Here is a 25,405-nt window from a genome sequence, read left to right as displayed (position 1 = left end):
AAGCAGCCCCTTTAGGGCTGTTTTTCTTATTACATTGCTATAGTAAGCAATTTATGATACAATAAAGTCATCTTATAAAGATAAGAACTAAAATCAAATAAAGAAGTCTTTGAGGCAAGGTGCGAGGGGAACCTCAATTCCTGACCGGCGGTATAATAGTCCGCAAGCTCTTGAGAGCAGATCCGGTGATATTCCGGAACCGACAGTAAAGTCTGGATGGGAAAAGACAGTATATTGATAGCTATTGTGTATGTTATCAAATATTTGGAATGCTAAAGGGACTATGTATATAGTCCCTTTTTTGTGTAGAGGTGAGCCATGACACATATGACAACTGATGAAAAATATATGGCAAAAGCGATTGAATTAGCAGAAAAAGCAAGAGGATGTACATCTCCAAATCCAATGGTAGGAGCTATCATTGTAAAAGATGGGCGCATCATTGGTGAAGGATATCATCAAAAAGCCGGCGAGCCTCATGCAGAGGTGTATGCATTACATCAAGCTGGTATGGATGCTAGAGGAGCTACCTTATATGTGACACTAGAACCGTGCTCACATTATGGAAAAACACCGCCATGTGCTAAGCGCGTAATAGCTGCAGGTATCTCTAGGGTTGTCATTGGTATGATTGACCCTAATCCATTAGTAGCGGGTAAAGGCCTAGCTATGCTACAAGAAGCGGGCATAGAAGTGGAGATTGGCGTTTTGGAACGACAATGTGTGGAAATGAATGAAGCATTTATTACATACATTAAAACGGGTAAGCCTTTCGTGATTTTAAAATCTGCCATGTCCATAGATGGAAAGATTGCTACTGCCAGTGGTGAATCAAAATGGATTACCAACGAAGAAGCAAGGCTCGATGGTCATCGTATTCGTAAAGAAGTAGATGCTATGTTAGTAGGGGTAGGTACGATTATAGCGGATGACCCATTACTAAGTTGTCGTCTTCCACAAGAAACCGTAGAAAATCAACCGCATTTATACATTCTAGACTCTCAAGGTAGAACTCCACTAGATGCAACCATTTGGACAGTACCTAATCGCAATATAACAATATTTGTTGGCGAAGAGTGTGGGCTAGAACAAATGGGAGCTTTCAGTGATAAGGGAGCAGAAGTTATTGTGACGCCATCCAATGAAAGAGGTTTAGACATTTCCTTTATTTTAGAAGAACTAGGTGCTCGTCAATGTATGAGTTTACTCATTGAAGGTGGAAGCCAAGTGGTGGCTAGTTTTGTAGAAACTAAATCTTTTGATAAATTGGTAACCTATATTGGGAATCGTATTATTGGAGGTATTGGAGCTACACCAGCTGTGGGTGGTTTAGGCTTTTCTAGTTTAGATGAAGCAGTACAGCTAGATATTGATGAAGTGATGGCTGTTGGTGATAATATGAAAATAATTAGTTATCGAAGAGGAAGAGAAGGCGTTTATGTTTACGGGGATCATTGAAGAAATAGGGACCATACAGAGTGTAAAACGTTCCCAAAGCTCACTTACCCTTGAAATTGCAGGAACTATCATTTTCGATGATTTAAAAATTGGTGATTCCGTAGCGGTCAATGGTGTATGCTTAACAGCTACTACCATAGGAGCCCAAAGATTTACAGCAGATGTGATGCCAGAGTCAGTTAAAATGACATCATTAATAAATCTTTCAGCAGGAAGTAAGGTAAATTTAGAACGAGCTATGGCTGCCAACGGTCGTTTCGGTGGCCACGTAGTGGCAGGGCATGTGGACGGTCAAGGCAAGATTATCGGTAAAGATCATGTAGGTAATTCCATTGTGTTTCGTATTGCTGCCGATGATGCTATTCTACACTATGTTATATACAAAGGGTCTATCACTGTGGATGGAGCTAGCTTGACTGTTTCCAAGGTGGGAACTGGTTGGTTTGAAATTTCTATTATACCTCATACGATTGGAAACACTATTTTGCAATATGCTACTATTGGTACTACAGTGAATTTAGAAACAGATATTTTTGGCCGTTATATTGAGCATTTTATGAAAGAAACTCATCTGGAGTCTACTAATACTAGTACAGTGACGATGGATACTTTAGTGCGTAACGGCTTTTTATAGAAAGGATGATATTTATGTCCTATACATTAAACTCTATTGAAGAAGTAATTGAAGACTTAAAAGCAGGAAAGCCTGTGATTATTGTAGATGATGAAAGTCGTGAAAACGAAGGTGATTTAGTTTTGGCTGCTGAATTTGCTACTCGTGAAAGCATTAACTTTATTATCAAAGAGGCTAGAGGTTTGCTATGCACGCCTATGTTGGAAAAAGACTTGATTCGTCTTGGTATCCATCAAATGGTAGAAAAAAATACGGATAATCATGAAACAGCGTTTACTGTATCAGTAGACCATGTGGATACGACCACAGGTATTTCTCCAGAAGAACGTGCTGTAACGATGCAAAAACTCATTGATCCAAATGCAAAACCAGAAGATTTTAGACGTCCTGGACACGTATTTCCGTTGCGTTACAAAGAAGGTGGAGTATTAGTACGCCAGGGCCATACAGAAGCATCTATTGACCTTTGTAAACTAGCTGGATTATATCCTGCGGCAGCAATTTGTGAAATTACCAATGATGAAGGCTATATGTCACGTATGGATGATTTATTGGCTTTCAGTAAAAAACATAATTTAAAGATTGCTTCTGTAGAAGCTTTAGTGGAATACAGAAAGCGACACGATAGATTAGTAAGCATTGCAGCAGAAACAAAACTACCTACAAAGTTCGGTGATTTCCGCATCATTGTGTTTAAAAATGAAGTAGATCATAAAGAACATCTTATGATTGTAAAAGGTGATGTACGTGGAAAATCTGATGTGTTGATGCGTATTCATTCTGAGTGCTTAACAGGAGATGTATTTGGTTCTCATCGCTGTGACTGTGGGGAACAATTGGAAAATGCATTGCGCTCTATTGAAGAGCAAGGCGAAGGCATCGTTATCTACATGCGCCAAGAAGGGCGTGGCATTGGATTAACGAATAAAATTAAAGCCTATACACTACAAGATCAAGGGTACGATACAGTGGAAGCCAATGTGAAACTAGGATTCCCACCAGATATGCGTGAATATTCCTTAGCGGCACAAATGTTGCGCGAATTAGACGTGAAGAGTGTTAAGCTGTTGACGAATAATCCAGAAAAGAAAGAAGATTTAGAACGTTGGGGCATTACAGTATCTAAACGTGTTCCTATTGTGATTAAAGCCAATAGCATTAATGCAAAATATTTGAATACAAAAAAAGAAAAAATGCGCCATATGTTGTAAAAAAGTATGAAACTAGCAACTAGCAATTAGCTCGCTCAGGTCTGAATATGTCTGATAAAAATAGAGGAGAATGACAATGATTCAAGAAGGTAAATTAATAGGTACAGGTAAGAAATTTGCTATTATCGGCTCTCGTTTTAATGAGTTCATCACATCTAAATTGATCAGCGGGGCGAAAGATGCCTTGTTGCGTCATGACGTGCAAGATAGTGACATTACTACTATTTGGGTACCAGGTGCTTTTGAAATTCCATTGATTGCACAAAAAGCGGCAAAATCTGGTAAGTATGATGCTGTTATCTGCTTAGGCGCTGTCATCCGTGGTGCTACAACGCATTACGATTATGTATGTAACGAAGTGGCAAAAGGGATTGCTCATGTATCCTTAGAATCCGGTGTCCCTGTTATGTTCGGTGTAGTCACAACGGAAAACATTGAACAAGCTATCGAACGTGCTGGTACAAAAGCCGGTAATAAAGGATTTGATTGCGCTATGGGTGCTATCGAAATGATCAATCTATTGGAATCTATGTAGAAAGAAGGATATCCGTGGATTTTATTAAACGTTATACAACAGCGGAAGGGTTGCGACTATCCATTGCCGTAACTACTGATACTGTAGAAGAGGCGAGAGTTCGCCATGATTTGTGGCCGGTAGCAACAGCTGCGTTAGGTCGTACTATGACTGGGGCTATGCTAATGGCTAGTGATTTTAAAAATGATGAAAATGTAAGTATCCGATTGCGTGGTGATGGACCTTTGGGCATTGTTCATGTGGATGCATTCAGTAATAACACTGTACGAGGATATGTGGACCATCCGCATGTAGATGTACCTCTATTGCGAGAAGGAAAGCTTGATGTAGGGGCTGCTGTAGGGCATAATGGAGAGGTTCAAGTGACTCGGTTTACTAAACTTCGTCAAAATTATACTTCCCAAAGCCCTATTCAAACAGGTGAAGTGGCAGAAGATTTAGCTTATTATCTAGCTATGTCTGAACAAGTAGGATCTGTATTAAGTCTTGGTGTATTAGTAGATCCAGATTATCATACTATTGTGGCAGGTGGCTTTTTAGTACAAGCTTTACCAGATGTGACAAATGATGCATTTGATAAAATTGAAGCAAATTTGAAAACCATTGGACCTGTGACTAATTATTTGAAAGCAAATCCTAATGCGGAACACTTGATGGAACGCATTTTGGATGGATTTACTGTCCAAGAAGTCTATAGTGAGCGTATTCATTTTGCATGTCCTTGTAGTCGAGAACGATTTTTTGATCGATTAGCAAGTTTGCCAATGCATGATAAACAAGAATTAGCCCAAGATGAAGTGACAGAATTAACTTGTCACTACTGTAATGAAAAATATCGCTTTTCTAAGGAAGACATGCAAACCTTATTAATCGAAGAAATACATTAATGCTACTTGTTTCTATGGAGGGACCAGTATGAAAAGTATTGAATGGAATGGATCAGAAGTTATTATCTTAGATCAAACGAAATTACCTGCATCTGTGGAATATGTACGTTGTACTGACTGGCGTCAAGTGTCTGAAGCCATTAAAATGCTTCGTGTGCGCGGGGCCCCTGCTATTGGTGTATCAGCCGCCTATGGATTAATTCTTGCCTTCCGTGAGAGCTATCATCGTGGTGGGGCTAGTGCAGAGATTTTGTCTGAATTTAGAGCTTTTGCGGAAACCTTACGCCAAACTAGACCGACAGCTGTTAATTTAATGTGGGCTATTGATCGAGTATTGCGTATTGTAGATACTTTCACAGGCGATATTGGCGAGTTAGATGCGGTTCTTGTAAAAGAAGCTATCGCTATTGATACTGAAGATGTTGCCTTAAATGAAAGCATGGCAAAACATGGAGCTACATTATTCCAAGATAAAGAAACATATCGTATTTTGACACATTGTAATGCAGGAGCTTTGGCTACAGCAGGTATAGGCACCGCATTAGGAGTGATTCGAGAAGTCCATGCACAAGGTAAATTGGATCGTGTGTATGCAGATGAAACAAGACCGTTATTGCAGGGGTCTCGACTAACTGCTTTTGAACTTCATGAAGATGGTATTCCTGTGACATTACAAACAGATAATATGGCTGGTTATGCTATGCAACAAGGTCTTATTGATGCAGTGATTGTGGGGGCTGACCGTATTACTTTAGAAGGTGATGTGGCCAATAAGATTGGCACATATAGTGTTGCCGTATTAGCCAAACATCATAATATTCCATTTTATGTAGCCGCTCCGTATAGTACATTCGATTTCTCTATGGCAAGTGGTAAGGATATTCCTATTGAAATGCGTAATCCTCAAGAGATACTGCAATTTCAAGGCGTTCCTTCGGCACCGCAAGGCATTGAAGTATTGAATCCGGCTTTTGATGTAACACCTCATGATTTAGTGACCGCTATTATCACAGAAGAAGGTGTGTTACGACCTCCGTTTAACGAAAGTATTCGCAATTTACAAGAAAAGAAAAGGAAATAGGAGTTGAACATGGTTGACGTTGTTATCACACATGTAGATGTGTTACAAGAAAAATCAATTGCAAGAGATATTGCTATTGTCATTGAAAATGGATACATTAAAGAATTTGTTTCTAATGATGCTGCACCTCAAGCTAAAGAAGTGATTGATGGTAAAGGTATGCTAGCAGCCCCAGGAATGGTAAACACGCATACTCATATTGCTATGGGCTTATTGCGTAACTACGCAGATGATTTAGAGTTAATGGATTGGTTGCAAACTGCGATCTGGCCAGCAGAAGCTAAATTGAATAATCACTTAGTCTATTGGGGTACTCAATTAGGTATTGCAGAAATGTTCCGTTCTGGTACTACTTGTTTTAGTGATATGTATTTCTTTATGGATCAGACGGCTGAGGCTGTGAAAGAAACAGGTATTCGTGCCGTTTTATCTCGTGGTATGGCTGGTGTGGCACCTACGGCAGAACAAGCTTTAGTAGAAAGTAGAGAATTATTCCTTAACTATCATGGATATAATCAGCAGCAAATTAAAGTGATGTTGGGACCTCATGCACCATACACTTGTCCAGACGGATATTTGGAAAAAGTGGTGCAATTAGGCCATGATTTAGGCGCTCAAATTCATATGCATTTAAGTGAAACAAAAGGGGAAGTGGAAAATGTTATAAAAGCTACTGGTAAAACTCCTATTGCACATATGAATGACTTAGGTTTATTTGATTTAGGTTGTTTGGCAGCCCATTGCGTGCATGTTACTGATGAAGATATGGACATAATGAAAGAAAAATCTGTTCGTGTAGCTCATAATCCACAGTCTAATTTGAAGTTAGCCAGTGGTATTGCACCGGTGCCAGAAATGCTTGCTAAAGGAATTGTGGTAGGCTTAGGTACAGATGGTTCTGCTAGTAACAATAATGCAGATATGCTAGAAGAAGTGCGTTTAGCAGCTATGCTACATAAAGCTCGTTTATACGATCCATTGGCAATACCTGCTCAAACGGCTTGGGAGCTTGGTACAGTCATGGGTGCCAAAGCATTAGATTATGATGATCTTGGTGTATTAGATGCAGGATACCGGGCAGATATTGTTCTCTACGATACATCTGGATTGCACTGGCAACCACGGTATAATGATGTAGCCTCTTTAGTCTATGCCGCTAACTCTTCCGATGCTAATACTGTATTAGTAGGTGGTAAAGTAGTGATGAAAGATAAAGAACTTCTCACCATTGATGAAGAAAAGTTGCGTTATGAAATACAACAAGCGCAGGCGATCTTTCAAGGGTAATGCTATCCATCAGTGTATCCCGGCATAGTAGTTATATATAATTCCTATGCTGTGATCATGGGTCATAGTAGGGTTCTAATAATATGAAAGTTTAATAGGTATAACCTATATAAGCGAGGTCTTTATGGCCTCGCTTTTAATTGACAAAAATTATCAACTATTATATTATAAAAATAATTGATTTAACAATTTGTAAATTTAAGTAACAAGTGAGCAAGTGCTCAATATATAGTATTCGGATAAGTTCCATTTTCCTTAGGGAAAGTGGATTTTTTTATTAGGAGGAAACTAATGCGATTGTGGAATGCAGTAGCTTGTGCCTCTGTTCTATGTGGTTTGATGGTGCTATCAGGGTGCTCTTGGACTGCTGATACGCCAACAGCAGTGACTCAAGAGACATCAACAAGAACGGAAATTGACAAGACGGGAACTTCTGTGACTATGCCAAGTCATCCCAAACGGGTTGTCATCTTAAATACAGCCAATATTGATATGTATTTGGCCGTTGAAGGAACTATTGTGGGGCGTATGGATGCTGCCTCTTTGACAGGAGAGTTACAAGAAAAGGTAAAAGACATTCCCTCTGTAGGGAACACATACAATCCTGATGTAGAAAAGATTATTAGTCTACATCCAGATTTGGTGATTGGTATGAATATAGCAAATCATATAAAACTTCGGGAGGCTTTAACATCGGCGAACATTCCTTTGTATATTAATGATTTAGATTCCTTTGAAGATGTCAATCGATCCTTGCAACTATTCGGTGAGCTAACAAACCATGAAGAAATAAGTAAAAAAGAAATACAGAAAATAGAACAAGCATTTACAATGTATAAAGTAAAAATCAAAGATAAACCACACCCTAAAACCTTGTTATTACTAGGAACGCCAGGTAATCTGAATGTAAGTACTGACCGTTCTTTTAGCGGTAAATTATTAGATAGTTTAGGGGCTAATAATATTGGTAAGTATATAGGAGGGGATGCTCCTTATGTACCATTAAGTTTAGAGTTCATTCAAGAGCAGAATCCTGAACGTATTATTTTTGTGGTCATGTATCCTGATCCATCGATCAAAGAGTCCTTTGTGAAAGAAATGCAATCAAACCCAGCGTGGCAACATGTGCAAGCGGTGAAAACAGATCAGATTCACTATGTTCCAGGTGGTTTGTTCGCATTAAATCCTGGTACACGGATTACTCAAACTCTCGAATTAATGTACAAAGCATTATATGAATAATTTTTAGGAGGTTATGTCATGAATACACTTTTAAAAGCATCCTTATGCGGAGCTATTTTCAGCACTTTATTAGCGCCTATATATGTGACACATGCAATGGAGGCAAGTGATAATTATATGGCGGTTGTTACGGCTTCGAAACAAGCAGAAACTATTAGGAATAGTTCTGCAGCTGTACAATTAATTACGCAAGATGATATGAAACGTTTAGGAGCAGATACGGTAGAAAGTGCTCTACAATTGGTGGAAAATATTAATTTATCAGAAGCAGGTATGACTGGTAATCAGGTGATGATTCGTGGTATGGAATCACGCCACTCTCTTGTGCTCGTAAACGGCCGTCGTTTAGCCGGTGAAGACGCATCTAATACGACAAATGTATACACGCTGCGCCGCATTAATTTAGACCAAGTGAATCGCATTGAAATTGTTCGTGGACCTTCTTCTGCTTTATATGGATCAGATGCTATGGGTGGTATCATTAATATTATTACGAAGCAGCCTACCGATACTACCGATATGTTACAATCTTTGGGTGTATCTAGTGGTACTAAGCACGAACAAGCATATTATGCATTGAGCAGTGGAAACCAAGGTCGTTGGAATGCAAGCTTCAATATGAATGTGACGAAAGAACGGCCTATCAATCGACATATGTCAGAAAAGACTTTCAATACGAGAACAAAACAGTTAACAGGCTATACAGAAGGATATCGTCGTATCATGTATGGTCAAAAACAATCCTATAATAGTAGTGTTATGTATGATTTTAAAAATCCTAACCTAAATACAATTAAAGTAGATTTCAGTTATTTTAAAGAAAAGCTACACACTGATAATGCTGATAAATATGCTACTGTATTTCACAAAAGTGGAATGGTCTTTGCGGCAGATTCAAGAATGGTACCTGTCAATTTAAATAAAACAGAATATTTTAACAATAAGAGTATACAAACAGGTATTACCTACAGTGGTAGAACAAATAGAAATAATTATGAAATAGGAACTTATTATAGTCAATTAGATAAATCCTATTTAATGATAGATGATCGGACCCTACCTGAGGGTGTTATTAATGTAATGATGCCAAGCAAACCACCAAAACCACCAACACCATTGAAGTTTGATTACCAATCTTTGTATCCGGCTACTGATAATGATACTGCTACATACAAAAACATTGTTCTCGAAGGAAAGGACACAATGTATGTAGGAGATCATCATGATGTAATGTTTGGCGGAGAGTACCGACGTGTTATCTATGAAGGCACTCGCCTAGGCGGATTGGATGTCCACAAAATGAAGCAAAGTAAAAAGTTTCATTATGATTCTTGGGCCACATTTGTAGAAGATTTATGGCGACCGATTCTAAAACTTTCATTAACATCGGCAATTCGGTATGAAAACAACAGTCAATTTGGGCATAATATTACACCAAAATTGGGAGTAGTCTATGAATTTGATATACATACACGGGTGAAATTTAACTTTGGAAAAGGATATAAAGCTCCAAGTATTTCAGAATTGTACTTAAATATGTTCCATACGACACCTATGGGTGTATTGAATATTATAGGAAATCCAAATTTAAAGCCTGAAACGTCTACGTCGTTTGATATAGCTTTAGAAGCAGAACGTGGTAAAACATTTGGAAAAGCATCGTATTATCATACACAAGTAAGCAATCTAATAGATACTAAACAGATAGAATCTGATGTACCTGGTGTGGCACAACGTCATCAATATTACAATATAGGGAAAGCAAAAATTCAAGGTATGGAACTAAGCATAGGTCACAAATTCACAAATCGATTCATGGTAAAAGGTACTTATAATTTAGTGGATGCTAAGGATATGAGCACCAATGAACGTTTAAGCAATCGTCCACGGTCTGTGAGCACTTTACAGTTGATCTATGATGACCATAAGTCCAATGGCTATAGTGCTGTGTTGTGGAATAGCTTTACACATAAATATGGTTTTGAAGAAGCGCGAAATCGCGGTGCTAATAGTTATAATGAATACTCTTTTAATACGTTAAACTTTAGTGTCAATAAAAAATGGAATAATGGATTATCTGCCTATGTAGGAATTGATAACTTATTAAACCGTGAAGTACATGATTTATATATTGATGGTCGCATGTTCCGTGTTGGCATGGAAATGAAATTGTAAGATAAAATCCTAGAAACTATAGGGGACTAGACTTGACAAATGTATGTCAACTGCTTATAATATCTGTATGTGCGTATATAAATTACCTGCACTTCCATTATACGTTTTGGAGGGGGGGATATAGATGTCAGAAATTAAAGTCGGTAAAAATGAATCGCTTGAAAGTGCACTTCGTCGTTTTAAACGCTCCTGCCAAAAAGCAGGTGTTTTATCTGAAGTACGCAAACGCGAACATTACGAAAAACCAAGCGTAAAAAGAAAGAAAAAATCTGAAGCAGCAAGAAAACGCAAATTCAAAGCGTAAGTCAATCTTGGAGGTACAACATGTCCTTAAAAGATCAGCTTAAAACAGATATGAAAGAAGCTATGAAAGCTCGCGAAGCGGGTAAGGTTGCTCTTTCAGTCATTCGCATGGTAAATAGCGCCATAAAAAATACAGAAATCGATAAGAAAATTGAATTAGAAGATTCAGATATTATCGCTATATTAGCGAAGGAAATGAAAATTCGTCAAGATTCTTTAGCTGAGTTTGAGAAGGGTCATCGTGATGACTTGATTGCTCAAGTAAAAGCTGAGATGGAAGTATTAGCAAAATATTTGCCTGCCCAATTAAGTGAGGAAGAAATTCGTCACATTGTGGTAGAAGCGATTTCCACCCTAACTGCACCGATTAAGATGGGTGACCTTATGCCATTGGTAATGCCAAAGACTAAGGGCTGTGCAGATGGCAAGTTAGTCAATGCCATTGTCAAAGAAGAACTTGCGAAAGTCAACTAATGAGTTGACAGACTTATTTGATTATGTTACTATAATCGCATAATATAATACTAAGTCAATGAGGACTCTAAGAAACATAGTTTCTTAGAGTCTTTTTGTTTATTATGAGGAGGTTTATCATGAGCAAAGAATTATTATACTACATTCCAGCGGGCCAATATGGTAAAGAAGGTGTTCTTGCCTTACTAGAACAACATCCAGAAATTCGTTTTGTATCTTTAGTAGGGGTTGATCTTGCAGGTAATGATACAGATGAAAAAATTCCAATGGAGCAATTCTTTGATGATTATGAATCTTTTTTTGAAGGTCGTGCGGTACAAACAGATGGTTCCTCTGTTGTATTAACTAATATTGCAACATTGAACAATGCCCGTGTAGATATGTGGGGCGATCCAAGTGTGAATTGGTTTGTAGACTATAACTATGAACATATTGATGAAAAAACAGGCAAACCAACTGGTACACTTCGTATTCCAGCATTCTTAAAACACTGTGATCGCTATGTAGATTCTCGTTCTATCTTAAAACGTAGTTGTGAGTACGTAAAAGAAGAATTAATGAAATTATTACAAACTAATCAAGTAAAAGGTATGGAATTTATTGATGCTAATGAAATTGCAGATGTTATTTTCACTTCTGCTACAGAATTGGAATTTTGGGTGAAAACACCGTCCAGAAATGTAGATGCAAAAGCGTTATCCGTATCTCAAAAACTACAAGAGCAATACTGGCAACGTACTCATGGTTCCGTACGTACAGCATTAGAAAAAGCAGTATCCTTATTGGATAAATATGGTTTACATGCAGAAATGGGCCATAAAGAAGTAGGCGGGGTAAAAGCCAAACTTGACGATGAAGGTAATGTGGACTGGGTATTAGAACAATTAGAAATTGACTGGAAATATACAAATAATCCATTGCAAACAGCAGATAATGAATTACAAGCCCGTATCATTGTTCGTGAAGTGTTCCGTGAAAATGGTTTAGATGTTACTTTTAACGCGAAACCAATCATCGGTGTAGCAGGTTCTGGGGAGCATACACATTTTGGTGTAATGGTGAAAATGAAAAATGGCAAAGTCCACAATTTGTTCTCCCCAGCGGATTTACGCAAAGAACATGCTAGCCCATTGGCATATGGTGCTATTATGGGTCTATTAAAACACTACGAAGCTATCAACCCATTTATTTCCTCCACAACAGACTCCTTGAACCGCTTAAAACCAGGCTTTGAAGCACCTGTATGTATCGTAACATCCTTGGGTACAGATCCTGCATTGCCAAGTCGTAATCGTACGATCCTTTGTGGCTTGATTCGCGATGTGGATACACCGATGGCAACTCGTTTTGAATTGCGTTCACCAAACCCATATACGAATACATATACTGCATTAGCATTGATTTATTTATCTGCTTTCGATGGCATGAAATATGTCATCACATCTGGTAAGGCACCAGAAGCGATTTTAGCTGAATTATCAAAAAAAGAAGGGGAAGCAGCTGATTATCTAGAAACATCCCGTGAATATCGCTCAGAAGTTGACGTATTTGATGATTTCACCGCAGAAGAGCGTGATCGTAAATTTGGTAAAGCCCCTGCTACGGTATGGGAAAATATCCAAGGCTATACAAACAATCCAGAAAAAGTAGCATCTTTAACATTGGGTGGTGCTTTTGAACAAGATTTAATGGATTCCTTTATGGCGGGTATTTTAAAACGTTGGACATTGGAACTAGCAAACCGCATTGTGCCAGCTAATATTCAATTAGTGCGTTCTTTACAAGCAGTTCATGACTCTGCAGATGCATTTGATAGTGCGAACTGGAATAAAGTCAATACATTGCGTTTATACTTGGCAAAAGATAGTGTAGATAGCAAATCTTTATTTACGCGCATCACTGATGCATTAGCAAAAGGTGATTATGATATAGCGTCTACATTACAAGTTGAAATGAATGAAAAAGTGCTTGAATTAGAAGCGTTGTATACAGAGTATACTCGTAATATTCTATAATAGGTACTTAGTATAAAAAAGGACTGACCACAACATTGTGTTCAGTCCTTTTACTATGATAATCTATAATCTTTCGCCAGTATTAGGCTCTTTACCATATCGAACGACTAATACTAAACTGATGACTAAGGCCAAGATAGCAGAAGACCAAAGAAATAAATCTATAGCAGATTCATGAGATACGATGATCAGTCGAATGATGGCAGTAATGCCGATGTAGATAAAGTAACGAAGAGGGAAGTGGAAGTTGTTTTTAAAATATTTTACCACTAAGGATAAGAATTCAAAAAATAGAAAGAAATTAATAATTTCTTCTAAAAATGTAATATATGCCACTTCGGTTGTGAATAAACCTGGTATGAGCGTTACAATATGAAATGCTGTATTCAAAACAGCTACGGTTAATACAATGCCGATAGAGAATAGAGTGAAGTTTAGAACCCACTGAAAAAATGTAGATATTTGTTGCAAAAAATAATTCATTTGGACCTTTCCAATAAAAAAGGGTGGAGTGACGAATCACTGCACCCTTATATACTTTGTAAGTAACAATTATACTAACGCTTTAGTAGCCGCTTCAGCTGAATCAAAGTTTACAGCAGAAGTTACCTCTGGTACGTATTCTACATAACGAATTACGTCGTCTTTGTCGATGACAACGATACCACGAGATAATAAGCGTAAGCCTTCAAGAATGAAACCATAATTTTCGCCGAAAGAAAGATCGCGGTGGTCAGATAAAGTTTCAACTTGGTCGATACCAGCAGCACCACACCAACGTTTTTGAGCGAATGGTAAGTCTACGGATACTGTCAATACAACAACGTTTTCACCTAATTTAGAAACGTTTTGATTAAACCAACGAGTTTGCGCATCACATACGCCAGTATCCAAAGATGGTACTACAGAAATAACTTTAACTTTACCAGCATAATCAGCTAATGTTTTTTCACCTAAGCCATTGTCTAATAGTGTGAATGCAGGAGCTTTATCACCTACTTTTACTTCATTACCTAATAAAGCGATTGGGTTACCTGCAAATGTTACTACACCTGTACGTTTTTCCATTGTATGTTCCTCCTTAAAATACGGAATATTATCTTTTGTATAATGACATTATAACATGGTACAATAAAATTAGTAAATAAACTTTATCGAAAAAAATCGAAATTATCATAGAATGGGGGTACTTATGAAAGGTTTTCATTTATTCCGATACTTTTTCAAAGATCATTCGTATAAATATATTATTGGAATCATATTACTACTTACTATAAATGGGCTATTCTTACTGGTTCCTTCTTGGATGGGGGAAGCTATCAATACATTATATGTTGGCAAAGATGGAATCTGGCAGTATGTATGGTGGTTTATCGTATTAGGTATTGTTATTACTGTGTTAAAATTTATCTCTCGTCATATGCTTCTAGGTTCTATCCGTAATTTTGAGTTTTATTTACGTCGAGAGTTATTTCGACATGCCTTACGCATTCCTACATCTTATTATGATGAACATGGTCCAGGAAAAGTTATGGCTTTGATGACAAATGATGTAACCTCTCTACGTGTGTCTCTGGGATTAGGGGTTATGTTATTTGTAGATGCCTTATTCTTTGGGGTCATTGCGTTTTGTATCCTTGTTCAAAAGATGTCCCTCTGGTTAGCAATGGTGACTATATTGCCGATGCCATTTATTGTGTATGGCATGTTGAAGCTTTCAAAACATTTACGAAGTCGTCAAAAGAAAGCACAAAGTTCCTACAGTGATGTGACAGAATATGCTCAAGAGTTATTTTTAGGTATGGCAGTCATTCGTGCATTCAACAAGGAGTATACAAGCTGGAAACGGTTTATAAAAGTGAATGAAAAGAACTATGAAAATAATCTAGATGTGGTGCGAATTGATTCCTTACTGACTCCATTAACGTATATGGCACCCTTTGTTTGCTATGCACTTAATATGTATGTGTGTGGTCAAGCTATCATCAATGGAGAACTAACAGTAGGCGAATTTGTGGCACTTAATGGGTATGTCATGCTTGTTATAGGACCAATCATGGCGATTGGCTCTTTAACATCTGTATTGCAAAAAGGCTTGGCCTCCTTGGAACGAATGGAAGAGTTCTTTGAACTTCCTCAGGAAGAAATTCAAGAACAAGTAGGGCACTTACCACTAGAAGATATACATATAGAAGGGTTAAACTTCGCCTATGCTACTAGCAAGGAACCAATTTTAAAAGATGTATCTATGCATATTCCAAAAGGAGCTTTTATTGGTATCGTTGGTGGGCCGGGATCGGGAAAGTCTACTTTATTTAAATTATTATTGGATATTCAGCATGCCCCTAAACATAGTATCTATTTTGGTTCTACCGATATTCAAGATATTCCGCTTAGTACATTACGTCATAGTATCGCCTATGCATCATCCACGCCTTCTTTACTAAGTGTATCCATTAGAGAGAATATTCAATTTGGTTATATCAATGGAAAAGATTTGTCAATGACTATTGAAGAAGCTGCTCAACGGGCGGGGTTATTTAGAGATTTAGAGGAACGTATTGAAGGGAATCGTAAGTATGATCACTTAGAAGAAGGTGGTACCGATGTATCTGGAGGACAACGACAACGAATTTCTTTGGCTCGTGCATTCTTTAAAGATGCTCCCTACTTGCTTTTAGATGATGCTTTCTCTGCGTTAGATGCTCATAGTTTATGTCATATCTTAGACACATTGCGATCTAATACAGAACAAACTATTATATGCATTTCACAGCGCTTAGAGGCCTTAGAAGGTGCAGATTGTATTTATGTGTTCCATGAAGGTCATATCGTTGAATCTGGTACGCATTCAGAATTATTACAACAAAAAGGTATGTATCATCAGTTGGTGATGTTGCAAAAGCGAGGAGATAGCCATGAGAACTAAACAAAAAACAGATTATCATGTGCTATTACATTTGTGCACATTTATAAAACCGTATATGTCCTATATGTGTCTTGGTGTTTCTATGTTACTTCTAGTGCTAGGAGTGCAATTAGTACGACCAGTTATTATGAAAGAATTTATCGATGTAGGCGTGGCAACTAAAGATATGGGACTCATAACGAATTATGCAGTCGCCTATATTGGATTAATTTTGTTTGGAATGATTGCATTAGGTGTTGAGAACTATGCTTTGCAAAGTTTTGGACAACGTATCATCTATGATATTAGAAATAAAATTTTTGAAAATATATTAACTATGAGTCCTAGAGAGTTTACGGCGTATCCTGTAGGAAATTTAGTGACAAGAGTTACCAATGATACAGAGTCGATTCGCACTTTATATACAGAGGTGCTCGTAAAAATAAGTAGTAGTATCTTTCAGATTATTGGTATTTTAGCGTTTATGTTCTTTATAGACACTACATTGGCTACCATAGTATTACTATTAGTGCCTGTATTTGCTGGGGTTATTTTTATCTATCGTAAGTATGCTAGAAAAGCTTTCAGAGGCGTTCGTAGTAAAGTAGCTGCATCCAATGCATCCGTACAAGAAATGTTAAATGCTATTTTGATGATTAAGACCTATGTAGGTGAAATTATCATGGAAAAAAGCTACGATAAGGTAAGTCGAGAGTTTCTAGAGGCAGGCCTATTTGAGGTAAAAACATTTGCTATTTTTAGGCCAATTGTAGATGGATTATTTTTTGTAGCTCTTATTGCTATTTTTACTGTGACTGGATATTTTGATTCTATTACGGAGGCAGGCACTGTTTTTGCATTTTTACAATATATTAATCGGATTTTTGAACCTATCAAAGAAATTGCTGAAAAATATGGTAATTTACAGTCTGCCTTAGCAGGAGCAGAACGTATTTTACCTATGTTGGAAAGTGAAACTAAGCAGGTACAAAAGAATATTGTGATACCAAAAGAATTTTCTTCTATTCATTCTATCGAGTTTGATCATGTCTATTTTTCTTATGATGGAACAGAAAATTACGTATTGAAAGATATTAATTGGTCCTTACAGGAGGGGGAATTCTTAGGAATAGCAGGTCCATCCGGTGGGGGTAAGTCCACGATGATGCAATTATTACTTGGTTTTGAACAGCCTACGAAAGGATGTATTCGTATAAATGGACATGATTTGAGCTCATTAGACGCAAGGATCATACGCCAATCAATGGGCTATGTATTCCAAGACTCCCATTTGTTTAAAGGTTCTATTGAAGAGAATATTTCTTTGTTTGATAGTTCTATTACAGAAGAAATGATAAAAGAAGCTGCTAAACGGGCTCATTTAGATAGCTCTGTACAGCGTTTGGAAGAGGGATATCAAACACCTGTGGGATATTTAGGATCTTTACTTTCACAGGGGCAACGCCAATTATTGTCTTTGGCTAGAACCTTGGTACAGAATAAATCATTATTAGTATTTGATGAGGCTACTTCCAATATAGATAGTCACACAGAAGAATTATTGCAACAATCTATTGCAGATATGAAAGGTGATAAAACGATGATTGCCATAGCACATCGTTTGTCAACGTTACGTGATGCTACAAAAATTATTGTCATATCCGATGGTGAAATTGTAGAACAAGGTACCTTAGAGAAAGTGCTAGGTCAAAAAGGTTTGTTTTATCAATTATGGAATGCATAAAGAAAGGGTATTATGGAAGATATTATTTCACGAGATAATAAAAAAATTAAGCACATTGTACAATTATATAAACGAAAATATCGTACTACGCATCAGGAATTTGTAGCTGAAGGATATCGTACAGTCATAGATATGCTGCCTACTGGTACAGTACGGTATGTCATTGTCAACATAGAATCCATAAAACAGGAACAGTTAGATCCATTGCTATCCTTATGTGGTATCTATGACGTACAGATATTTTCCATTTCAGATAACTTATGGAAAGGGATTGAAACAACCGTTCATGGACAAGGTATAATTGCTGTAGTATGTCAAAAAGTACATCGACTAGAAGATTTCCGTGTAAAAGAGAATGGTCTATATGTACTCATTGATGGAGTACAAGATCCAGGCAATTTAGGAACTTTAATACGAACTGCTGTTGGTGCTGGTGTAAGGGCTATGTTTTTAACATCTAATACGGTAGATATATACAATGAAAAAACAGTGCGTAGTACTATGAGTGGATTGTGTAAATTACCGATTTATACAAATGTCACAAAAGATAGTGTAGTAAAGCTTATAGAAGAGCAAGGAATCAAATTGTATGGAACTGTTTTAGAAGATAGTGTTAACTATGGAGAACCAAGTTATGCAGGGGCCACTATGATTGCTCTAGGAAATGAAGCAAATGGTATTTCAGAGGATATATTACAGTTGGTTACACAGAGAATTTCTATCCCCATGTATGGTCCCATGGAATCTCTGAATGTTGCCATAGCTGGAGCTTTGTGCATGTATAAAGTACAAGAAAGAAAACTTTGTCTATCCAAATAGCAATAATTTTGGTAGAATAAGAATACAATTATCCATTTAGTGCGTACAGGAAGGTAACTATGAAACGTCTAATTGTGAATGCAGATGACTTTGGTTTACATCCTCTTATTAATGAAGGAATCCTAGAAAGTCATCAACAAGGAATAGTAACAAGTACGTCTTTATTGGCATCTGGAGACTATTTTGAGGATGCCTTATCATTATCTAAGACAACGCCCACACTAGGCGTGGGATTGCATGTTTGCTTGGTCGGGGGGCTTTCTCCTGTTTGTGATCCTAAGGAAATTCCAAGTCTGTTGATAGATGGTAAATTTCCTATGACACACACAGAATTTATAAAACGGCTGTATACCGGACGTATAAAAGGTTCTGAATTGCGAAAAGAAATTGAAGCACAATTTCAAAAAGTAATGTCTACAGGATTACCTATAACACATGTAGATGGACATCAACATATGCATGTACTACCACAAGTGTTGCCTATAGTGGCAGAACAAATGAAGCGCTATGGTTTAACTAAGATTCGTATGCCCGATGAAACTCCATTTTTAATGAATGGTGTGTCTTCACTAGGTCGTTGGATTGGTAAAGTAGGGCTAACGGTTATCACACAACAAGCCTACACTATATCTCGTGATTTTGGATTTTCATCGCCCCTATATTTTTGGGGTATGATGAATGGTGGTCAATTGAGGGAAGAAGCTTTGTTAGCAATTTTAAAAAAAGTTGCTAAGAAACAAGGGGTCCATGAAATTATGACACATCCTGGTAAAGATAATCATACACTCCGATCCTTGTATGATTGGGGCTATCATTGGGATGAGGAACGAGCGGCTATGACATCTGCTAGAGTAAAAGAATATATTGCTACTCATGATATTAGTCTCATCCATTATGGACAATGGACTGAAGGAGAACGTTCATGAGCACCATGGCAAAGCGAGGAATCTTCATTGGATTTTTACTCCTTATTGTGTCAGGTATAACAATTTATTTTACAATTGATTTAGATTCATTAGCTACATTAGGTACATTTAACTTTACATCTTTATTGTTGGCAATGGTAGCACTTGCTTTAGGTATGTACTTTGATGGTTTGCGGCTACAACGATTGGTACGTATGGGTGGATATAGTTTATCCCTAATTGCTATTCTACGAGTTATATTTGGTAATTATTTTATGGCTATGCTAACACCTGGTGCTAGTGGTGGTGCGGTAGCACAGGCTTTGATTTTACGGTCTTATCATGTACCTATCGGAAAAGCAGCACCTATTGTGTTAGTGCGAACTGTATTTTCTATTTTATTTTTAATCATCATGTTACCGTTTATTCTGGTAACAGAGCCTATCGATGTACCATATATTACTAATTCCCAATTGATAGGTATATCAATCTTTGTTGTGATTTCAACATTTATGGGAATGTATCTATTACAAACGCGACTTATGAAATGCTTAGTAACTTGGATATGTAAGATAACAAAAAAAGGAAACCCAAAAGGTTGGCTCATTAAGCTGGATGAATTTAATGGGGGGCTTAGTTTATTATATGCAAACCCTATGCAATCCTTTATCGTATTTATTGAGTCTGCATTGAGCTTATTATTTTTATATGCTATTGCGCCAGCATTGATGTATGCGTTTACTTCAGATATTAGTATTGTTGAAATCTTAAATCGTATGATTTTATTAAATTTAATTTTATATTTTGCTCCTACACCAGGTGGAACAGGCGTTGCAGAAGGATTATTTGTGTATTTATTTGCTTCTTTTGTGCCAATTGGAACGGTGGGGCTAGTTGCAGTGGCGTGGCGGATTGTAGCAGAATATGTTCCATTTTTTATCGGTATGTATTCCGTATTTACTCTATATGGACAACACATCGCAAGTTCCGTTTCCACTAGTAGTGAAGAGGTGTAGTTATGGCTGTGAAAGGCAAAAAAGACAAATTTTATTTAGTGAATGAAGTAATCTTACCAGAAGCAATTAAAAAAACGATCAAAGTAAAATCTATTTTACAACTAGGAGAGGCTAAAACGATTAATGAAGCTGTTGAAAAAATGGACTTAAGTCGTTCTGCTTATTATAAATACAAAGATTATGTATTTCCATTTTATGAACTTTCACAAGGTAAAATTGTGTCAATTAATGCACTGATTTCTAACGAGTCTGGTATGCTATCTAATATTTTACGGATTATTGCAGATTATAATGGCAGTGTATTAACGATTAATCAGAATTTGCCGCTACAAGGTGTAGCACATGTAAATATTTCTTTTGAAACAAAGGAATTAACATTACCAGTAGAAGATGTATTGCACGAAGTACGACAATTAGAGGGAGTTATTAAGGTGGAACTAATTGGTCAAGCCTAGTGCTTAAGGAGATAAAGAATGAAGCAAGGCGTTAAGATTGCCCTCTTGGGTTTTGGTACAGTTGGACAAGGTACAGTAGAATTATTGACTAAAAATTTAGATGTCATACAAAATCGTATTAGTGTACCTGTGACTATAGATAAAATTTATGTGAGAAATCCAGATAAATATAGTCATGTTGCACTACCTGCAACCGCTACATTTGTAACAGATTATAAAGAAATTTTACAGGATTCATCTGTAGATATTGTAGTGGAAGTGATGGGAGGGACTACCTTTGCCCGTACTTGCATTGAAGAAGCTATTATTGCTGGAAAACATGTGGTGACTGCCAATAAAGATTTATTAGCGGAAGCTGGTCCCTATTTAATGGAGCTAGCTACGAAGCATCATGTGGACTTACGCTTTGAAGCGAGTGTGGCAGGGGCGATTCCAATTATCCGCGCCTTATATGATTCCTTCGGCGGTAATCAAATTACAGAAATTATGGGTATTTTAAATGGAACCACTAACTTTATTTTGTCTAAGATGAGTGAAGATGGATTAGGCTATGAAGAAGTCCTAAAAGAAGCACAAGACCTTGGCTATGCAGAAGCAGATCCTACATCTGATGTGGAAGGCTATGATGCAGCACGTAAATTAGCCATCTTAGGTTCTATTGCCTTTAATAAACGTATCTTCTTTGAAGATGTAAGTTGTGAAGGGATTACGCAAATTGATGCTAGTGATATCCAATTTGGCAAAGAGTTTGGCTATACTATTAAGTTGTTAGGCATTGCAAGAGAAACGAAAAAAGGTCTGTCCTTAAATGTACATCCTGCCTTCATTGCAAACACTCATCCATTAGCCTCTGTACGGGGTTCTTTTAATGCTGTATTTTTACGTGGTAATGGTTTTGATGAGGCTATGTTCTACGGTCGTGGAGCTGGTAGCTTACCAACAGGTAGTTCTATCGTGAGTGACGTGATGGAAGTAGCTCGTAATGTAGTACAAGGAAAAACAGGGGAAATGAAGCAGTTCTATTATCCGCAAAAAACAATGTATAGTTCTAGTAAAATTGAATCTGCTTACTACATTCGTATGACTGTGGATAACTCAACAGGTGTATTAGCAAAAGTAGCTACCAAATTAGCAGAACAACGCATCTCTGCTCATTCTGTTATCCAACGTAAAGCAGATAATGATACTGCTACATTAGCGATAATTACTTCTAAATGTCCTCATGCGTATATTCAAAATCTAATTGATTCTTTCAACCATTTACGTGTAGTTAGAGAAGTGGGGAGTGTCATCCGCATCATGGTTGAATAAAGGAGTGTTCATGAAATCTATTACGGTGCAAGTGCCGGCTACGAGTGCTAATTGCGGTCCTGGGTTTGATTGTCTTGGAGTAGCATTAAATTTATATAATGTATTTACCTTTGAACCTGACAAAGAGGCCACATCTAATACATATACCTTTGAAGGGTTTGGGGCGGACTTATTGGAGAAAGAAGACCATAGCCAAAATCTAGTGGGAATTGCCATGGAAAGGGTATTTAAAGAAGTGAATGCTGAACCTGTTTATGGTCGTATTCATTCTAATACACAAATTCCACCATCAAGAGGTCTTGGCAGTAGTTCTACTGCCATTGTGGGTGGGTTGCTATTAGCCAATGCCTATTTACAAGAACCTTTAAATAAAGATCAATTATTGCTCATTGCCAATGATATGGAAGGGCATCCTGATAATGTAGCGCCAGCTATTATGGGGAATTTAGTCTGTGCTGTTGGTGGGAATGATACAGTATTCCATTCCCATATCGATGTACCAAGTAATTTAACCTTTGCTGTAGTGGTACCAGAAGTGATTGTAGAAACATCGTATGCGCGAAGCGTATTGCCAACGGAGTTAAGCTATAAAGAAGCTGTTGCCAATGTAGGATTTGCTACATTATTTGTAGGATCCATGATACAAAATAGGATGGATAATTTGTCTGTAGCATTACAGGATTATCTACATGTACCGTATCGTAAAACCTTGATTCCTTATTGTGATGATGTATTTACTGCAGCTAAGGATCATGGTGCGTATGGCTCTACTATTAGTGGTTCAGGCTCAACTTTAATTGCTTATTGTTCTCCGGAACATGCAGTGACAGTGGCAGATGCTATGAGTTCGGTTTTTATGAACAACGATATTGACTGTCGTCGTTTTGTGCTGCATGCAGACCGTGAGGGCGCTAAAGTTGTAAAAATTAAATATGAATAAAAAACTTCATGATTCTTTTACATTTTGTATGCTATACTAAGTATATACATTCTATAAAAAACTAAGTAGGAGGAATACATGAATCATATAAAAACAGCAGCCTTATTGGCATTATTATCAGGAATACTGATGGTTATAGGTCAAATGGTAGGTGGGCATTCAGGGATGATACTAATGTTTATTATTTCTTTAGGAATAAATTTCTATACCTATTGGAATAGTGCATCTATGGTATTGCGGGCTTATAATGCAAAAGAAATTACAGAGCAAAACAACCCTACTATTTTTCAAATTGTAAAAAAATTAGTTCATAATGCTGGGTTACCGATGCCAAAGGTGTATATTATTGAATCAGAAGTACCTAATGCATTTGCTACAGGCCGTGACCCTGAGCATGCAGCAGTAGCTGTGACAACGGGTATTATGAAACTATTAACAGATGATGAAATTGAAGGTGTACTAGCTCATGAGCTCTCTCATGTGAAGCATAGAGATACATTAATTAGTACTATTGCAGCCAGTATGGCAGGATTTATTGCTATGGTGGCGAATATGTTACAATGGGCAGCTATTTTTGGAGGCCGTGATGATGAGGAGCATTCTAATCCTTTAGCATTAATTGGCACTATCATTTTAGCACCTTTGGCAGCTAGCTTAATTCAAATGGCTATTTCACGATCTCGTGAGTATTTAGCAGATGAAGAAGGGGCGATGATGAGTCGAAAGCCATTATCCTTAGCATCCGCATTAGCCAAAATTGAGCATTATGCTAAATTTGGTGTGCTTCCTGATCAAAGCGAAAGCCGCGTATCATCTACAGCACACATGTTTATCATTAATCCTTTAAGTGGAATTTCTTCCACTATGACTCAATTATTTAGTACGCATCCATCTACAGAAAGTCGTATTCAACGTTTGCGTGAGATAGCGAGTCGTATTTAAAGGGAGCAATGCATATCTTATGTTACAGAGATCGTAAGGTTTCTAGTTGTTAAGGAGGTATACTATGGCAAAAGTGTACACGAAAACAGGCGATGCAGGTTCTACTGGTTTATATACTGGTGAACGTGTAAGTAAAGCATCTCAACGTGTTTGTACGTATGGAACAATTGACGAGGCACAAGCCTTTCTTGGAGTAGCTCGAGCGTACTCTGACAAAAAGGTAGTACAAGACACATTATTGCAACTTGAGAAAGAACTATGGATGATTATGGCTGATATCTCTAGTTTAGGGCAAGAAGCTACTATTACAGATGAGCACGTGACTAATTTAGAACAGATTATCGACAAATTTGATGAACAATTAGAGCCATTATCTAAATTTATTTTACCTGGTGATAGTAAAACATCCAGTTTCTTGCACTTAGGTCGTACTATCGTTCGCCGTGCAGAGCGAGACCTATGGAAGTTAGGAGAAACAGAAGAGATTCATATGTCAAATCTTCGCTATTTAAATCGTTTATCCGACTTGCTATTTATCTTAGCGCGCGTAGAAGATGAAGTGAAATAGTATACGATATAAAAGGAGGTACTCCATGTTGGGTACCTCCTTTTAGTATCTCTTAGATTATTTCTATCAAATCTTCTTGGATGTGCTATAATACTATGTATGTAGTTACTGTGATTAATGTTGTACTTCTTGTACATCTACAGTTTTGTTTAGCACATCTTCAGGGCTTGGATAGAAGAAATAGATCTGATCGATTTCATTTTTAAATTTTTCTCGGATGTGTACGGATAATAAAGTTTCAAACTGAATGATATCTTCCGATTCCATCACAGCGTCTTCTACCAATACAAATAATTGTGGATCTGCTTTTGGTGCATTGGGTGGTAAACGGTCTGGTGAAAGTGGAACATTTACGATAATGCGTACAGAGGCTACATAATTTCCATTTTGATCTTTAATGGCTGCACGATAGGTATTTTCCCATAGAGTGGCCATTAATTGGATGTCTAAATTTAATAATTCCATAGTTGTCTCCTTTATAATGAACGTATAGTA

Annotated in this window: 25 protein-coding genes and 1 riboswitch; of the genes, 22 read left to right on the top strand and 3 right to left on the bottom strand. The window is 37.3% G+C overall.

The annotated features are described in order from the left end of the window. Positions 1–101: 101 nt before the first annotated feature. Positions 102–232, top strand: a riboswitch (FMN riboswitch). Positions 233–327: 95 nt separating this feature from the next. From ribD to EO113_RS01520, 12 genes are all read left to right on the top strand, one after another. Further along, positions 328–1,458, top strand: coding sequence for a bifunctional diaminohydroxyphosphoribosylaminopyrimidine deaminase/5-amino-6-(5-phosphoribosylamino)uracil reductase RibD (gene ribD, locus EO113_RS01575; protein ID WP_062403453.1), 1,131 nt, complete (start codon positions 328–330; stop codon positions 1,456–1,458). Then, entirely contained in the window at positions 1,439–2,092 is a 654-nt protein-coding gene (locus tag EO113_RS01570) for a riboflavin synthase (RefSeq protein WP_127060754.1), read from the top strand. Before ribD ends, EO113_RS01570 begins: the two co-directional genes overlap by 20 nt. 14 nt (positions 2,093–2,106) lie before the next feature. Then, a complete protein-coding gene (locus EO113_RS01565; protein WP_127135344.1) occupies positions 2,107–3,303 on the top strand; it encodes a bifunctional 3,4-dihydroxy-2-butanone-4-phosphate synthase/GTP cyclohydrolase II in 1,197 nt (398 codons plus the stop codon). A gap of 70 nt (positions 3,304–3,373) precedes the next feature. Next, positions 3,374–3,838, top strand: coding sequence for a 6,7-dimethyl-8-ribityllumazine synthase (gene ribE / locus EO113_RS01560; protein ID WP_127010404.1), 465 nt, complete (start codon positions 3,374–3,376; stop codon positions 3,836–3,838). 14 nt (positions 3,839–3,852) lie between these two features. Further along, positions 3,853–4,725 carry an Hsp33 family molecular chaperone HslO gene (hslO, locus tag EO113_RS01555; RefSeq protein WP_127135343.1) on the top strand — a complete coding sequence of 291 codons (873 nt, stop codon included), beginning with the start codon at positions 3,853–3,855 and terminating at the stop codon, positions 4,723–4,725. Between the two features lie 28 nt (positions 4,726–4,753). Next, entirely contained in the window at positions 4,754–5,806 is a 1,053-nt protein-coding gene (gene mtnA, locus EO113_RS01550) for an S-methyl-5-thioribose-1-phosphate isomerase (protein WP_127135342.1), read from the top strand. Positions 5,807–5,815: 9 nt separating this feature from the next. Further along, the gene (locus tag EO113_RS01545; RefSeq protein ID WP_127135341.1) at positions 5,816–7,093 is read left to right on the top strand and encodes an amidohydrolase; all 1,278 of its coding nucleotides are present in this window, start codon (positions 5,816–5,818) and stop codon (positions 7,091–7,093) included. 291 nt (positions 7,094–7,384) lie between these two features. Continuing rightward, positions 7,385–8,335: an ABC transporter substrate-binding protein gene (locus EO113_RS01540; RefSeq protein ID WP_127135340.1), complete on the top strand. Its 951-nt coding sequence runs from the start codon at positions 7,385–7,387 to the stop codon at positions 8,333–8,335. A gap of 18 nt (positions 8,336–8,353) precedes the next feature. Further along, entirely contained in the window at positions 8,354–10,510 is a 2,157-nt protein-coding gene (locus EO113_RS01535) for a TonB-dependent siderophore receptor (protein WP_127135339.1), read from the top strand. A gap of 124 nt (positions 10,511–10,634) precedes the next feature. Beyond that, a complete protein-coding gene (gene rpsU, locus EO113_RS01530) occupies positions 10,635–10,814 on the top strand; it encodes a 30S ribosomal protein S21 (protein ID WP_009353131.1) in 180 nt (59 codons plus the stop codon). 20 nt (positions 10,815–10,834) lie between these two features. After that, entirely contained in the window at positions 10,835–11,287 is a 453-nt protein-coding gene (locus EO113_RS01525; RefSeq protein WP_062402848.1) for a GatB/YqeY domain-containing protein, read from the top strand. Between the two features lie 119 nt (positions 11,288–11,406). Then, on the top strand, positions 11,407–13,302 hold the full coding sequence (locus EO113_RS01520) for a glutamine synthetase (RefSeq protein ID WP_127135338.1): 1,896 nt from the start codon (positions 11,407–11,409) through the stop codon (positions 13,300–13,302). Positions 13,303–13,365: 63 nt separating this feature from the next. On the opposite strand, the gene EO113_RS01515 is transcribed toward EO113_RS01520, so the two are convergent. Further along, positions 13,366–13,785: a phosphate-starvation-inducible protein PsiE gene (locus EO113_RS01515; RefSeq protein WP_038144480.1), complete on the bottom strand. Its 420-nt coding sequence runs from the start codon at positions 13,783–13,785 to the stop codon at positions 13,366–13,368. Between the two features lie 69 nt (positions 13,786–13,854). Then, on the bottom strand, positions 13,855–14,370 hold the full coding sequence (gene tpx, locus EO113_RS01510) for a thiol peroxidase (RefSeq protein ID WP_127135337.1): 516 nt from the start codon (positions 14,368–14,370) through the stop codon (positions 13,855–13,857). Positions 14,371–14,482: 112 nt separating this feature from the next. On the opposite strand from tpx, the gene EO113_RS01505 reads away from it, so the two are divergent. The 10 genes from EO113_RS01505 (at position 14,483) to EO113_RS01460 (ending at position 24,910) form a co-directional block, all read left to right on the top strand. Continuing rightward, positions 14,483–16,231, top strand: coding sequence for an ABC transporter ATP-binding protein (locus EO113_RS01505; RefSeq protein ID WP_370466805.1), 1,749 nt, complete (start codon positions 14,483–14,485; stop codon positions 16,229–16,231). Beyond that, the gene (locus EO113_RS01500) at positions 16,221–17,954 is read left to right on the top strand and encodes an ABC transporter ATP-binding protein (RefSeq protein ID WP_062402840.1); all 1,734 of its coding nucleotides are present in this window, start codon (positions 16,221–16,223) and stop codon (positions 17,952–17,954) included. Before EO113_RS01505 ends, EO113_RS01500 begins: the two co-directional genes overlap by 11 nt. Before the next feature lie 12 nt (positions 17,955–17,966). Beyond that, a complete protein-coding gene (locus tag EO113_RS01495; protein WP_062402838.1) occupies positions 17,967–18,773 on the top strand; it encodes an RNA methyltransferase in 807 nt (268 codons plus the stop codon). Positions 18,774–18,832: 59 nt separating this feature from the next. Continuing rightward, a complete protein-coding gene (locus EO113_RS01490; RefSeq protein ID WP_126940282.1) occupies positions 18,833–19,699 on the top strand; it encodes a ChbG/HpnK family deacetylase in 867 nt (288 codons plus the stop codon). Beyond that, positions 19,696–20,694 carry a lysylphosphatidylglycerol synthase transmembrane domain-containing protein gene (locus EO113_RS01485; RefSeq protein WP_009353790.1) on the top strand — a complete coding sequence of 333 codons (999 nt, stop codon included), beginning with the start codon at positions 19,696–19,698 and terminating at the stop codon, positions 20,692–20,694. The genes EO113_RS01490 and EO113_RS01485 overlap by 4 nt, the downstream gene beginning before the upstream one ends. Before the next feature lie 2 nt (positions 20,695–20,696). Continuing rightward, positions 20,697–21,149: an ACT domain-containing protein gene (locus EO113_RS01480; protein WP_062402832.1), complete on the top strand. Its 453-nt coding sequence runs from the start codon at positions 20,697–20,699 to the stop codon at positions 21,147–21,149. A gap of 18 nt (positions 21,150–21,167) precedes the next feature. Continuing rightward, a complete protein-coding gene (locus tag EO113_RS01475; RefSeq protein WP_009353786.1) occupies positions 21,168–22,460 on the top strand; it encodes a homoserine dehydrogenase in 1,293 nt (430 codons plus the stop codon). 10 nt (positions 22,461–22,470) lie between these two features. Next, positions 22,471–23,400, top strand: coding sequence for a homoserine kinase (thrB, locus tag EO113_RS01470; RefSeq protein ID WP_127135336.1), 930 nt, complete (start codon positions 22,471–22,473; stop codon positions 23,398–23,400). Positions 23,401–23,478: 78 nt separating this feature from the next. Further along, positions 23,479–24,342 carry a zinc metalloprotease HtpX gene (htpX, locus tag EO113_RS01465; protein WP_127135335.1) on the top strand — a complete coding sequence of 288 codons (864 nt, stop codon included), beginning with the start codon at positions 23,479–23,481 and terminating at the stop codon, positions 24,340–24,342. Positions 24,343–24,406: 64 nt separating this feature from the next. Next, positions 24,407–24,910, top strand: coding sequence for a cob(I)yrinic acid a,c-diamide adenosyltransferase (locus EO113_RS01460; protein WP_009353784.1), 504 nt, complete (start codon positions 24,407–24,409; stop codon positions 24,908–24,910). A gap of 114 nt (positions 24,911–25,024) precedes the next feature. Here EO113_RS01460 and EO113_RS01455 read toward each other — a convergent pair whose 3' ends face one another. Then, complete coding sequence (locus EO113_RS01455; RefSeq protein WP_009353780.1) at positions 25,025–25,375, bottom strand: hypothetical protein; 351 nt, start codon at positions 25,373–25,375, stop codon at positions 25,025–25,027. Positions 25,376–25,405 lie beyond the last annotated feature (30 nt).

Source organism: Veillonella sp. 3913 (genome assembly GCF_003992235.1).
GTDB lineage: Bacteria > Bacillota > Negativicutes > Veillonellales > Veillonellaceae > F0422.
This window is presented reverse-complemented; position numbering and strand designations above follow the sequence as displayed.